Source organism: Paenibacillus sp. FSL R10-2736, assembly GCF_038000245.1.
In the GTDB taxonomy this organism is placed as follows: Bacteria; Bacillota; Bacilli; order Paenibacillales; family Paenibacillaceae; genus Paenibacillus_AQ; species Paenibacillus_AQ phytohabitans.
Genome location: NZ_JBBOBN010000002.1, coordinates 1,218,444 through 1,231,947, shown reverse-complemented (window position 1 = coordinate 1,231,947; position 13,504 = coordinate 1,218,444). Strand labels below are relative to the sequence as shown.

The 13,504-nt window shown below is 53.4% G+C and carries 10 protein-coding genes; 4 read left to right on the top strand and 6 right to left on the bottom strand.

Translation table 11 applies throughout. From position 1 onward, the window contains the following. Positions 1–153 precede the first annotated feature (153 nt). A complete protein-coding gene (locus NSQ73_RS33510; protein ID WP_340990482.1) occupies positions 154–1,575 on the bottom strand; it encodes a polysaccharide deacetylase in 1,422 nt (473 codons plus the stop codon). 109 nt (positions 1,576–1,684) lie between these two features. Here NSQ73_RS33510 and NSQ73_RS33505 point away from each other — a divergent pair, with 109 nt between their 5' ends. After that, positions 1,685–2,377 (top strand): DedA family protein, encoded by a 693-nt coding sequence (locus tag NSQ73_RS33505; RefSeq protein ID WP_340990480.1) that lies wholly within the window; start codon positions 1,685–1,687, stop codon positions 2,375–2,377. 13 nt (positions 2,378–2,390) lie between these two features. On the opposite strand, the gene NSQ73_RS33500 is transcribed toward NSQ73_RS33505, so the two are convergent. Continuing rightward, positions 2,391–3,668: an MFS transporter gene (locus tag NSQ73_RS33500; RefSeq protein WP_340990479.1), complete on the bottom strand. Its 1,278-nt coding sequence runs from the start codon at positions 3,666–3,668 to the stop codon at positions 2,391–2,393. Between the two features lie 133 nt (positions 3,669–3,801). Here NSQ73_RS33500 and NSQ73_RS33495 point away from each other — a divergent pair, with 133 nt between their 5' ends. Next, positions 3,802–4,785: a helix-turn-helix transcriptional regulator gene (locus tag NSQ73_RS33495; RefSeq protein ID WP_340990478.1), complete on the top strand. Its 984-nt coding sequence runs from the start codon at positions 3,802–3,804 to the stop codon at positions 4,783–4,785. A 119-nt stretch (positions 4,786–4,904) separates the two neighbouring features. Further along, positions 4,905–5,201: a zinc ribbon domain-containing protein gene (locus NSQ73_RS33490; protein ID WP_340990477.1), complete on the top strand. Its 297-nt coding sequence runs from the start codon at positions 4,905–4,907 to the stop codon at positions 5,199–5,201. A gap of 91 nt (positions 5,202–5,292) precedes the next feature. Here NSQ73_RS33490 and NSQ73_RS33485 read toward each other — a convergent pair whose 3' ends face one another. After that, positions 5,293–6,825 carry a DHA2 family efflux MFS transporter permease subunit gene (locus tag NSQ73_RS33485; RefSeq protein WP_340990475.1) on the bottom strand — a complete coding sequence of 511 codons (1,533 nt, stop codon included), beginning with the start codon at positions 6,823–6,825 and terminating at the stop codon, positions 5,293–5,295. After that, on the bottom strand, positions 6,822–7,274 hold the full coding sequence (locus tag NSQ73_RS33480; RefSeq protein ID WP_039310060.1) for a MarR family winged helix-turn-helix transcriptional regulator: 453 nt from the start codon (positions 7,272–7,274) through the stop codon (positions 6,822–6,824). Before NSQ73_RS33480 ends, NSQ73_RS33485 begins: the two co-directional genes overlap by 4 nt. A 209-nt stretch (positions 7,275–7,483) precedes the next feature. On the opposite strand from NSQ73_RS33480, the gene NSQ73_RS33475 reads away from it, so the two are divergent. Beyond that, complete coding sequence (locus tag NSQ73_RS33475; RefSeq protein WP_340990473.1) at positions 7,484–8,173, top strand: DinB family protein; 690 nt, start codon at positions 7,484–7,486, stop codon at positions 8,171–8,173. A 384-nt stretch (positions 8,174–8,557) separates the two neighbouring features. Here NSQ73_RS33475 and NSQ73_RS33470 read toward each other — a convergent pair whose 3' ends face one another. Together NSQ73_RS33470 and bcp are read right to left on the bottom strand one after the other, a co-directional pair. Continuing rightward, positions 8,558–12,844, bottom strand: a complete 4,287-nt coding sequence (locus NSQ73_RS33470; RefSeq protein WP_340990472.1) for an acyl-CoA dehydratase activase-related protein — start codon at positions 12,842–12,844, stop codon at positions 8,558–8,560. A 120-nt stretch (positions 12,845–12,964) separates the two neighbouring features. Beyond that, complete coding sequence (gene bcp / locus NSQ73_RS33465) at positions 12,965–13,426, bottom strand: thioredoxin-dependent thiol peroxidase (RefSeq protein ID WP_340990470.1); 462 nt, start codon at positions 13,424–13,426, stop codon at positions 12,965–12,967. Positions 13,427–13,504 lie beyond the last annotated feature (78 nt).

The following is a 13,504-nucleotide window of genomic DNA, read 5'->3' as shown; positions in this document are numbered from 1 at the left end:
AGCTCCCAGCCTGCCCGCAATTTCACTGGCTATTCGGCTTCCGGGAGCCTATTACTATCTATTCTTCCCATCAAAAAGGGTGCCCAGACATTCAGCGAATTCTTTTTAGCCCCGACTCTCCCGGCTATTTATATCAACGGCTGACGCATCGGTTCAAAATGCCTTCACTCTGCGCTCTTCTGCATTTACACTGGCCGCAAGCGGCGGATGCCCTGTGGCATCGAGCAAATCCCGCAGGGATACCCATAGGGAAGAGCCAATGAGCTGTATCTCTGCTGTCTTGAGCTCCACCGCTCCGTCCGGCTGGACGACCTCTATCTGCTGTTTCTTTGAATTTACAGTCACTGTCCGCCCATTCCAGCTTACCTGTCCGCTGCGGGTAGCCTTATCCCAGCCGACTTGCCCGCCAAGCCGCTCCACGGCGGTACGGAGAGGCACGAAATATTGCCCGTTTCTAAGGTTGTACTCTCCAGGCTTCAGGATGGTTTCCAGCCTCCCTACCTCCAAAGCAAGCGGTTTGCTGGGTGCAAACAGTTCAGCATTCGGAACAATATTCGCCGAGATCCAGGCTTTGGACGGCTTCACCCGCTGCAGTGCCGCTGCCTGAGCAGACACTCTGAACTGTACCGGCTCACTCTGCGCATTAAGTAAGCCGAATTCATAACCGGCGGCTTTGTAGCGTTCAATAATGGCCGGCAGCGCCTTGGCACTCTGCTCATGACCCGACCCGTCATGCAGCAGCAGGATAACACTCCCGGAGTCCAGATCAGCAACCGAATGCTGAAGGATCTCTGCGGCAGGCACTCCCCGGCGGCTGGAGTCTCCGCTGTCTACGGTCCAGTCCATCACCTCATAGCCCGCCTGCTTCAGCAGATAAAAATAAGTATTGTCAAAATGGCCAAAGGTGCCTCCCGGTGCACGGACCAGCTGCGGACGAACCCCTGTAATGCCTCTGACCGTTTCCTCTGTCTGTTTGATCTGACGCCAGAACTCCGTGAATCCGCTATAGAGATCATGATAATTATGATTATAGGTATGATTGCCGATGGCATGCCCCTGCTCCCAGATGGCATTGACCAGCTCGGGGCGGCTGGCAGCTTGCTCTCCCAGCACGAAGAAGGTAGCCTTCACTCCCTGCTCCTGCAATATCTGGAGCACTCGGGGAGTAACCGCACTTGGCCCGTCATCGAATGTAAGGTAGACGACCCGTGTTGCCTTGCTGTGCTTAGCTTCCTGATTAGAGTTGCCCGCAGCGGCGGATACTTTCTGTAGGGTAGTAGCCTGCGGATCGGTGGCCGGTGTATAAGCTGAACCCCCTGAACCGGGGGGCTGCAGCGGCGCTGCTTCCGCATTCTTGACTGCAGCCGGCGGCAAATCTTGCACCTGGACTTCCGGAGGATTATTCTTAGAGAGTAAAGATGCTGCACTGCCTGCTTCAGCCTGCAGGGAGAATGTCCTCCATGAAGCCAGGGATTGCCCCTTGCCCCCAAGGGCTGACATACTTAGAAGCACTGCCATAACAAGCAACCCGCGGATCATAAACCGGCGGATACGATTTTCCCGGCTTTCCTTCATCTTCTCTACCTCCAGCATTCTATTGGCGCTTTCACGCCATTTGGTAGATTGTATGAAGACAAGCTTCAAAATAGAATCAGGCGCGCAGCCTTCGGAGAGTGATGAATGTATGGAAATGCTGAAATGGATACAGGAATTGTTCGCCAGCTATGGATATAGCGTATTGTTCTTTGGGCTTTTGCTGGAATTCATTGCTCTGCCTTTTCCCGGAGAGACTACCATGGCCTTCGCCGGGTTTCTGTCCTATACCGGGAGGCTGGATTTCTTCACGCTGGTTATCGTAGCTTTTGCAGGGACCACAGTTGGCATGACCATTACTTATTTCATTGGGCTTAGGGCCGGGCTGCCCTTCATCCAGCGTTACGGCAAATGGTTCATGTTCTCTCCGGCCAAGCTGGAAAAGACCCAGCGCTGGTTCGAGCGGTACGGCAGCGTGCTGATCTCAATCGGCTACTTCGTTCCGGGCGTCCGCCATTTCACCGGCTACTTCGCCGGTATTATCTCACTGCCTTTCCGCAAATTTGCAATGTACGCCTATGGCGGCGCCTTGTTCTGGGTACTGCTATTCCTGGGTATCGGCAAAATCTTCGGACCGCAGTGGATGGGCATTTTCCACTTAATCGAAACCTATGCCCTCTGGATTGCCCTCTTTGCCGCAGCCATTGCTGCGCTGATTGTGATGTACCGTTACCGGAATGCCATCCTTCTCCGGCTGTCCCGGCGCAAATCCGCTGCTCCGCTGGAGACGAAGGTCAAAGTCAAGGTCAAGGTCAAGGTCAAAGAAACCTCCAAAAGCCGCTGATTCTTTCAGATTATTAAGGCTGGGACTCCCTGTACCGCTTATTCCATTTGCTGCGCAGCAGGTAATAACCTCCCAGCAACAGCGCAATCGCAGCAAAACCCGCCCCGCCCGCGAATCCCAGCATTCTGGGCTCCACATAATCAAGCAGCCAGCCTGCCCCTAGCATGGACAGGCCCAGCAACGTTCCGCTTACTGCCGCCAGCAGGCCGAATACGGCCGGCTGCAGCGCAGGCGGCGTTTCCCTCATCACCAGCGTATCCAGACAGGCATTGCCAATCCCTCCGGCCAACGATAACAGAATGTACAGCAGAAATGCTGCAGCGAAATGACCGCTGCTGCTAATCATCATGAGCAGAATGCCCTCGAGCAGCAGACCGCCAAGCGCTACCGCTAAGAGCCTTTTGCGGAATAAACGCCCGGCAAAGAAACTCAGGCTGAGCCCGATGCCAAGCGCTGCGTAGAACGCCCCCACCCCGCTGTCTCCGGCATGAAATACCTGCACAGCATATACGCTGATCAGCACATTATCCCAGCCATTGATTACCGGCACCAGTAATTCATAGCAGAGCACAATCTGCAGTGCCAGACTGCCTCCAAGGACTGTGCGCAGCGCCTGCCGCCGTGTCCTTTTGGCAGACAAGCCTAAGGTATGGTTTCCGCCTTCAGCATGCGGTGTTGACTCCCGGCCTGCATCTCCGGCAAGTGCCTGCTTGGGATAATGAATCCCCCTTATAAGCAGTCCGGCCGCCAGGAACGACACAGCATTCATAACAAAGGCCATGTCCGGACCGAAATACAGCGAGACAATCCCTCCTGTAAAGGCGCCAAGAATCAGTACGCAGCCGTTCAAAAGCTGTTCCAGGCCGTTGATCCGCAGCAAATCCTCCGGCGCTGCCAGCAGAGGAATGGAAGATTTGCGCACCGGACTATAGATGGCTTCACCCGCTGCCATCACAAAGCTGCCGGTATACACCAGCCACAGCATATGCTCCCCGTCTACCCAGAGCAAGGACAAGGCTACGGGGACACGCAGGAAATCCACAGCCATCATGATTGTTGTGCGCGGCAGTCTGCCAGCCAGTAACCCTCCAAGCGGTGCCATGAACAGATAAGGCAGCACCCGCACGCCAAGCGATATCCCTACGGCCATACCCGACCCGGTCAAATGAAGAACCAGGGCCAGCATAGCAATACTGCTGAAGCGGTCGCCGATACCGTTGATTAACCCGGCTGCAAACAGCCTTTGATAGCCTTTATTGCGTCCCGCAAGTGATCCTGCATTTGTGCTCATAACATTAGCCTCTCATTAAATTATATAAATATCTAATTAGATGATAATATAATATTGAATTTGGAGCAATGCTTTATTTCAGACAATTTGCTAAGCTTAGATCATTAACCTGAAAGAAAGCAGGTGCATTTCTGTGAAAATAGACCGTCTCCTCTCCATTGTCATTCTGCTGCTGAACCGGCCGCTGATTCAGGCCAAGGAGCTGGCCGATATGTTCGAAGTCTCCGTACGCACCATCTACCGCGATATAGACAGCATTAATACCGCAGGTATTCCCGTCGTCACATATCAGGGGTCCGGGGGCGGTATCGGCCTCATGCAAGGCTACCGGCTGGACCGCAATGTGCTGTCCGAGCGTGAGCTGGCCGATATCTTCGGCGCACTGCAAAGCGTCTCCTCTTATGGCGGTGAAGGGCACCAGCTGTTAATGGAGAAAATCAGCAGTGTAATCCCCCCTTCCCAGACAGCTGCCTTCCGCAGCAAGACCACCCAGATGATCGTTGATCTCTCCCCTTGGGGGCTGATGGGCCCGTTGGAGGAGCGGATCAGCCTTCTTAAAGAGGCACTGGAGGAGAATACCGTCATCTCCTTCGAATATATCTCGGCCGAAGGCCGGGCAAGTACGCGTACCGTTGAACCCTACACCCTTGTACTCAAGGGACAAAGCTGGTACTTATACGGTTTCTGCACAGAACGCCGGGATTTCCGGCTCTTCAAGCTGCTGCGGATGAAAGCGCTGGTGAAGGAGAAGCGGCACTATACCCGCCAGGATATTCCGCTGAAGGAGCTGCCCTGGACGGACGGCTGGAAAGAACCGCAGAATATCCAGCCGATCCGGCTGCAATTTGCACCGGAAGGCAGGCATCTTGCGGAAGAGTATTTCGACTCCGAGGAGCTGCAGCAGGATGACCGCGGCGGGTACACCCTTACCGTCCATTATCCTGAGAATGATTGGCTGTTCGGTTTCCTGCTAAGCTTCGGAACCGTGCTGGAGGTGCTTGAGCCGGAACATATCCGCCGGAGAATAGGCGAGCTGGCCGGAGGCGTTGCTGCCAAATACGCCTCCAGCCTCCCGCAGCCACAGCCGGCACACCCTGCTGAACAAAGAAGGGGATAGTATCTTTTTTCCATAACCCGCACATGAACCTGAATCTATGCTGTCAGGTTTGCCGGCTTATACTGGACAGGAAGAGGCGGCAAACACCGCCTGAACCAGAACCCTGAGGAGTGTACAATATGGAAACGGCGTCAACGAAACAAACGGAGGGCTTGTTCTGCCAAAGCTGCGGAATGCCGGTTAACGAAACTGAGCTGCAGGGCAGCGACAAGGAAGGCAACAAAACGGGGGAGTATTGCATCTACTGTTATGAGCATGGTGAATTCAAGCAGCCGGATATCACTCTGCAGGAGATGACCGATCTCTGTGCGGGGTACTTGGTGGAGGAAGGGATGGATGAAGCTGCCGCCCGCCAGATGCTGGGGTATTCCCTGCCGCAGTTGAAGCGCTGGAGCACGGGAGCCGGGATTAGCTGAGGCTGTAAACGGACAACAAAAGGACTACCCGGCAAAACCGTTACGGCTTTGCGGATAGTCCTTTTGTTGAAATTATAGCCTGTTCATACAACTAAGCTCTTTGCGATTTCACCTTGTTAGGCTGCGGCTGTACTGCATCCTCTTCTTCCGTCTTCAGGAAATCCGGCTGCGGAGAAGTCTTTCTGATGAACAACGCCAGCACCAGGGCAAGAACTGTCACCCAGGTAGCTACAGTGAACGCATGAGTAATCCCGTTAATCGTCGCTTCCTGCGTAAGCTTAAGCATCGCCGCCTTATCGGTCTGCGATACCGCACCGCTTGTCAGTGCATCGGTAATGTTGCTCTTCGTACGGTTGGTCATCAGGCTGACGAACAGCGCCATACCCAGTGCACCGCCTACGGTCCGCAGGGTGTTGGACATTGCCGTACCGTGCGAAGCCAAACGCTGCGGCAGCTGATTCAGGCCGGCAGTTACGATTGGCATCATCAGCATGGACATCCCGAACATCCGCGCAGTATAAGTCAGGATCAGATGTGTATAGGTTGTACTGTCACTGATCTGGCTGAATTCCCAGGTCGTAATGGCTGTGATGGCAAGGCCGATAACCGCAAGCCATCTTGCGCCGATTTTATCAAATATAATTCCGGTAATCGGAGACATAATACCCATCAGGATCGCACCCGGCAGCAGCATCAGTCCGGATTCCATAGGTGTAAATCCGCGGATCGTCTGCAGATAAATCGGCAGCAGGATCATACCTGCGTACATAGCCATAGTCACAATAATGTTAATTACCGTAGTGAGTGAATACATGTTGTAGCGGAAAATGCGGAATTCAAGCAGCGGCTTATCCGCTGTAAGCTCACGCCATACGAACAGCCCCAGGGAAACAATACCCAGGATCAGACAGAGGATAACTGTGGTGCTGCCCCAGCCGTCCGTTCCGGCGTCACTGAAGCCATACAGCAAGCCGCCAAAGCCCAGGGTCGAAAGAACCACACCCGGCTTATCCAGCTTCGGAGAAGTCAGTTTGCCTACATTCTGCATCGTCTTCATGCCAAGCAGCATCGAGAAGATCGCCAGCGGAAGCACGATGTAGAACAGCACGCGCCAGGAGTAGTTCTGAACCACCCAACCGGACAAGGTTGGTCCGACTGCCGGAGCAAAAATCATCGCAACCGCCATAAGTCCCATGGCCTTGCCGCGTTCTTCAATCGGGAAGATGCGCAGGAACACAATGTTCATCAGCGGCATCAGAATCCCGGCACCTACCGCCTGGATAACTCTGCCGACCATAATCATTTCAAAGCCTGATCCTATTGCACAAACCAGTGTACCTATGGAAAATAGCATCATCGCCGTCGTAAAGAGCTGGCGGGTCGTAAATTTCTCTACCAGATAAGCACTGATTGGCACCAGTACACCATTAACCAGCATGAACCCTGTAGTCAGCCATTGTGCCGTGTTGGCGGCGATCTTCAGGTCCTCCATCATTTTGGGCAGCGCCACATTCATCAGTGTCTGATTCAGCAGCGCCACGAAGGCGCCGATCAGGAGCGCTGCGATAATCGGACCTCTGCGGATCGTCTTGGACGATGCAGCGTCAGCAGTAATTGTACTCATAGCTTCTTTTTGTCTCTCCCTTGTTCTAGAATTTTGATGATTTCACCATGCAACCGCAGCAGTTCTCCGGCATCCTCAGCAGGTATATTAGCCAGTGGCTGCAGATACCTGCGCAGAGACTGTTTGCTTAACTCCCGGATCTCCTTGCCCTTATCGGTCATCGCCAGCTTAAATATACGTCTGTCGCTCTGCGAGCGTTCTCTGGTAATCAGTCCAGCCTTCACCATCCGGTCCACCACTCCGCTTGCCGCGCTGTTGCCAAGATGCAGCAGATCTGCAAGCTCAGTGATACCGATATCGGGATGTGCCGATAACTTACGCAATACCATTAGCTGGGTGGATGTAATCTTCAGCTCTTCTGCGTCCTTCCACAAAAGCTGCTGGAAATTATGGTTGATGCAGCGGAAAGAGGACAGAATATCGTCCAATTGCTTTTCCTTTTCCTCCAACCTCAATCCCTCCAATCGCCCAATATGAAATAATACTTCGCATACGAACTATTTTACTATTTACCTATTTATTCGTCAATAACTTGCAGAAATTTTCTGAAAAAGTAATTATTCTTTCACTCCTACCGGGATGCCACCGGCAAAAGTTTGCGTTTATTGTGGACTTCCCGGGTCCAAAATATGAATTACACGGAAAGCGGGAAAAACAAATGAGTCTGGAGCAACAACGTAAGAGCTGGAGCGGGGACCATAAGCTTTTGTCGGGGATCATCGTAAAGCCTGAAGCGCATGCTGAAGCTGCCGCTTTATTCCTGAGGCTGCATTCAGCCCTGTATGCTGCAGACATAAGCAGCGGGGAACAGCCTAGTTTCGAGGATTCCTTATGGAACAATCTGTTAGAGTCTACTTTGCGCAGCTATCCTGTTCATACGCCCGGCAGCCGTAATTCTATAGTCTGGCATATATGGCACAGCGCGCGGATCGAGGACATCACCATGAACATCCTTGGTGCAGACCGTGCGCAGGTGCTTCATTCAGAACACTATGCAGAGAGCCTGCAGACCCCTTTCATCCACTCCGGTAATGGAATGAGTGATCAGGAAGTGGCTGCATTCAGTGCAGAGGTGAATATCGGGGCATTAGCGGCATACCGGCGTGCTGTAGCAATCAGAACACGCTCCATCATTCCCGCTGTGCAGCCGGGGCAATTCGGGCGCAAAGCCACTCCGGCGCAGTTCAGCAGGGTGCTGGAGGAAAAAGCCGTCCTGGAAACCGAGCAGTGGCTACTCGATTACTGGGGCGGCAAGACCCTTGCCGGACTGGTGCTGATGCCTGCCACACGGCATAATTTCGTCCATCTTAACAAAGCGATGCGCGTGAAGCAGAAGCTGCAGAAGTGAGCTATATTAACCGCACTTAAGGCAACAACCATTCAAATTACGGTCAGTCGCTGCGGACTGGCGGAATACGTCAATGCCTTACACTTGATTCTTTAGCGGCAGAATGGAGACTTCTTAGGAAGCTCTGTAGACATAAATGTTGTACGTTTCGCAACCTTGATTCATGGATTGCAGGGTGATCGGGAGGATTGTTGTATGAAATGCAAGAATAATCCTGCTGAGCTGCTTGAAAAAGGTGAAATGCTGCCTTTTATACAACAATTCTGGTTTTGGGCCGATTGAAGGAGGGAATTGTTGTATTATGGGCAGGAATCGAAAAAGAGCGGGCCGGAGATTAATCCGGTCCGCTCTTTGGCATATGCAGGGCTTACAGCATCACTGAACTTATATCCCGCAGCCCACAGTGCCAGTTAAAGTAGGCTGCAGCCGTGCGATTTCCTCTGCTGACGGTTGTTTGCAGCTCGCAAGCCCGCTGGCAATTGACATCATCAGCTTGATCCGGTTAGCCTGGTTCACGACACTGACCCCGGCATCATAGTCGATGGCAACGATATTCGCGCCCGGATACAGCTCCTTCAGTCCTTTAATCATGCCCCGGCCGGTAATATGATTCGGCAGGCAGGCAAATGGCTGAATACAGGCGATATTGTTCACGCCATTATCGAGCAGATCCATCATCTCCGCTGTCAGGAACCAGCCTTCGCCCATCTGGTTGCCTACAGAGACCAGACGGCTTGCTTTCTCGGCCAGCCCATAAATATTCTCCCGGCCTTTGGCCAGTCCGGCTTGCTCCAGCGCCACTTTGACCGGCTTGCGGTAAATCTCTAGATACGAGATCAGCATGGGATTAATATATCCCAGCCGTTTGCTTTTGCCGAATTGCTCGGCTTTGTAGATCGGATTATAGACACAATAGAAAATGAAGTCCAGGAAATCCGGCATTACAGCCTCTCCGCCTTCTGCCTCAATCATATCGATAATGCGGTTATTGGCGTCCGGATGGAATTTGATCAGTATTTCACCGACAATGCCCACCTTCGGCTTCACTGCCGGGTTAACCGCAAGCCGTGAGAACTCAGCGACGATCTCACGGCACAGCCGCTTGTACTCACGGAACGAGAAGTTCGACAGACTTTTTTTGCAGCGCTCCATACCGCTGCGGAATAAGGCCCCGGCGCTTCCCGGAACGGTCTCATACGGTCTGAAGCGGTGCAGGAGACGCATCATCAGATCACCGTAGCAGGCCGCAGCAATCAGGCGGTTCGCCAGCTTCAGGCTGATCCGGAAGCCCGGCTGATTCTCCATGCCGGATGCATTCAGTGAAATAACCGGAATCTGCCCCAGATTCGAATCCTTCAGTGCCTTACGCAGCAGGGAGATGTAATTGGTCGCCCGGCAGCCGCCGCCGGTCTGTGACATTATTACGGCAGTCCGGTCCGGATCGTATTCCCCGCTCTTCAGCGCGGACAGCATCTGCCCGATGGTTACAATCGCCGGATAACAGGCATCATTGTTCACGTACCTTAGACCTTCCTCGGTCTCCTGCGGTCCGGTTGATTCCAGGATCTTCAGACGATAGCCCGTGTCATTGAACACCCGTTCAAACAGCTCGAAATGGATTGGTGACATCTGCGGAGCCAGAATGGTATAGGTTTCCTTCATTTCCTTCGTGAATGGCACATTCGCCTGCGTCTTGTACAGCAGCTGAGGCTGCACATCACCCTGCTCCCGCTCACGCATAGCTGCCAGCAGGGAACGCAGACGGATACGTGCGGCCCCCAGATTGCTGATCTCATCAATCTTAATCAGCGTATAGACCTTATTGTGACGTTCCATAATCTCCTGAACGGCATCGCAGGTGATCGCATCAATACCACAGCCAAAGGAAGTCAGCTGGACAAGCTCCAGATCGTTTCTTCCCGCAGCCAGCCGGGCCGCACGGTACATCCGCGCATGGTAGGTCCATTGGTTGACTACGCCTACGTCTCCTTCACTGTGGTCCAGATGGCAGACCGAATCCTCGGTCAGCACCGCAAGACCCATGCCGGTGATCATATCGGCAATACCGTGGTTGATCTCCGGATCAGCGTGGTACGGATGTCCGCAGAGCAGAATCCCCTTCGTCCCTGTCTCCGTAAGGAAGACCAGCGTTTCTTCACCCTTCGTACGCACATCATTCTTCGCCTGATCGGCTTCCGCAAGTCCCGCCTGTACAGCTGCAGCGATCTCCTCCTTGGGAATATCGGCAAAGGTCTTCACCAGCACCCGCGTCAGCGCCGGAATATCATCGAAGGTCAGGAACGGACTGACTAGAGGAACCCCCTGCTCCTTCAACCCATCCATATTGTTGCGGATTACCTCTGGATAAGAGGCAACCACCGGGCAATTGAAATGATTCTGGGCGGCTTCATCCTCCTTCTTCTCAAAGACAACCGCAGGATAGAAGATGAAGTCGACGCCTTTGCCGATCAGACTCTGCACATGCCCGTGAGCCATTTTGGCCGGATAACAGATGGATTCCGACGGAATGGTATCCATTCCGCTCTCATACAGCTTCTTGGTGGACTTCGGCGACAGTACAGTCCGGTAGCGCAGAGAGGTGAAGAAGGTATGCCAGAACGGATAATTCTCGAACATATTCATCGTCCGTGGAATTCCGACCGTGCCCCGTACCGCCGCTTCTTCAGGCAATCCCTCATAGTCGAAGAAACGTTCATATTTATACTGCATCAGATTCGGCAGCGTATTCTTCTCTTTCTTGCCGCCTGCCCCGCGCTCGCAGCGGTTCCCGGTCACGTGGAAGCTCTTGTCCGGGAAGCGGCTGATGGTCAGCGCGCAGTTATTGGCACAGCGGCTGCAGCGGCCGGGAGAGACTGAGTATTGGAATGTCTCCAGCTCTTCAGGTCCCAGAATAGTGCTAATCCCTTCCGGGCCAGCCTGTTCTTTGGCAATCAGCGCACAGCCGTAGGCGCCCATAACGCCGGCAATATCAGGTCTGACCACGGTTCTCCCGGTCAGCTGCTCGAAGGCCCGCAGTACGGCTTCATTGTAGAAAGTGCCGCCCTGAACAATAATGTTGCGGCCCAAATCCTCAGGATTGCGGATTTTGATTACCTTTTGCAGGGCATTCTTGATAACTGAATAGGCAAGTCCGGCCGAGAGATCCGCCAGAGACGCGCCTTCCTTCTGTACCTGCTTCACCTTGGAATTCATAAACACAGTGCAGCGGGAACCGAGATTCACTGGCTTGACGGATTCGAGCGCCGATTGCGCGAACTCCTCAATGCCAAGCTCAAGCGCGGAAGCGAAGCTCTCCAGGAAGGAGCCGCAGCCTGCCGAGCAGGCTTCATTCAGCATCAGGCTGTCGATGGCGCCGCCGCGGATCTTGATGCACTTCATATCCTGGCCGCCGATATCGAGGATAAAGTCTACTTCCGGCATGAATTTGGAGGCCGCTTTATAATGCGCTACCGTCTCCACTTCGCCGCCGTCTGTCCGCAGTGCGGCCTTGACCAATCCCTCGCCGTAACCGGTAGCATAAGCTCCGGCGATGTAGCAGCCCTCCGGCAGAATCCGGTAGATTTCCTTCAGCGCATCCGTAACAGACTGCAGCGGATTGCCTTTATTGCTTCCATAGGAAGTGTATAGAATCTCATCCGCCGACCCGGTAATCACCAGCTTTGTCGTTGTAGAGCCGGCATCAATGCCGAGATAAATAGGTCCGCGATAGGCGGATAGCTCGGAACGCGGTGCTGTCGCTTGGCCGTGGCGGAGTCTGAACTGCGCCAAATCATCCGGAGTCTCAAACAGCGGTGCCAGCTCGGCATCCTCCGCACGGTCCAGCGAGAAGTCCACGGAAGCAATCCGCGAGATCCAGCTAGACAGCGGCAGGAACAGGGGATCCGACTGCGCAAGCGCCGAACCGATCGCTACAAAATATTGTGAATGCTCCGGGAACAGTATGTCGCCTTCCTTAAGTCCCAGCGTATCCGCAAAACGGTCGCGGAGTGCAGACAAGAACGTCAGCGGTCCGCCCAGAAAAGCCACACGGCCGCGGATCGGCCGTCCGCAGGCAAGTCCGCTGATCGTCTGGTTCACAATGCTCTGGAAGATGGAGGCCGCCACATCCTCGCGGCGTGCCCCTTCATTAAGCAGCGGCTGCACATCACTCTTGGCAAATACCCCGCAGCGTGAAGCGATTGGATAGATCCGTTCATGCTTCACTGCAAGCTCATTGAGCCCGCCGGGATCGGTCTGCAGCAGCGAGGCCATCTGATCGATGAACGCTCCGGTACCGCCAGCACAGGCGGTATTCATCCGCTGCTCAATGCCGCCGCTTAGATAGATAATCTTGGCATCTTCACCGCCAAGCTCAATCGCTGTATCACATTGCGGAATCCGTTCGCTGATCGCCTTGGTGCAGGCTATGACCTCCTGGACAAAAGGAATCTCCCCCAGTTTGGATAATGATAAACCGGAGGAGCCGCTTACAGTGAGTGCTGCTTCGCTATCCGGGAACCGGTCCTGTACATCGGACAGGAGAGATAGCGCTGCTTTTTTTATATCGCTGAAATGACGCACATAATCTTGATAAATAATTGTATCCCGTTCCATAACAACCAATTTGGCCGTAGTTGATCCGACGTCAAGCCCAATACGCAGTATTTTCATGCCATCCCCCATGCCTTGCTCCAAATTTGAAGTAATATGAGGCAACTATATCATGAGAGAGGCTGACCAAAGCTGTTAAAAAAGTAACAGACAAATACAATTAACTCCTAGCATACTTAGTTATTTCACGATTTGTTCTAATGCTGCCTCCACATGGCCCTTGACCCGGACTTTTCTCCATTCCGCGATCAGAATTCCTCCTTCGTCAATCAGGAAGGTGGAGCGGACAATGCCCATAAATTCTTTGCCGTAGAGCTTCTTCAGCTGCCATACTCCGAATAATTCGCTTACCTTATGCTCCTCATCGGACAGCAGGGGAAATGGCAAACCGTTCTTCGCGATAAATTTGCCGTGTGAGGCGAGATTATCGGGGCTGATTCCCAGCAGAACCGCTCCATGGGCTGTAACCCTGTCATGGGCATCACGGAAATCGCAGGCTTCCTGCGTGCAGGCGGGTGTCATATTCTTGGGATAGAAGTAGAGCAGGACTTTCCTGCCGCGATACTGGCTTAAGCTGATTTCCTGCCCTGTGGAAGCGGGGAGCGTGAAGTCCGGAACCGCTTGTCCAAGCTTGATATTCATTTAATGTTCACTCCTTATGGATATGGCTGATGATTCGGAAATTGCGTGTATTCCCAAAAGAAATTATAATGTAGAGAA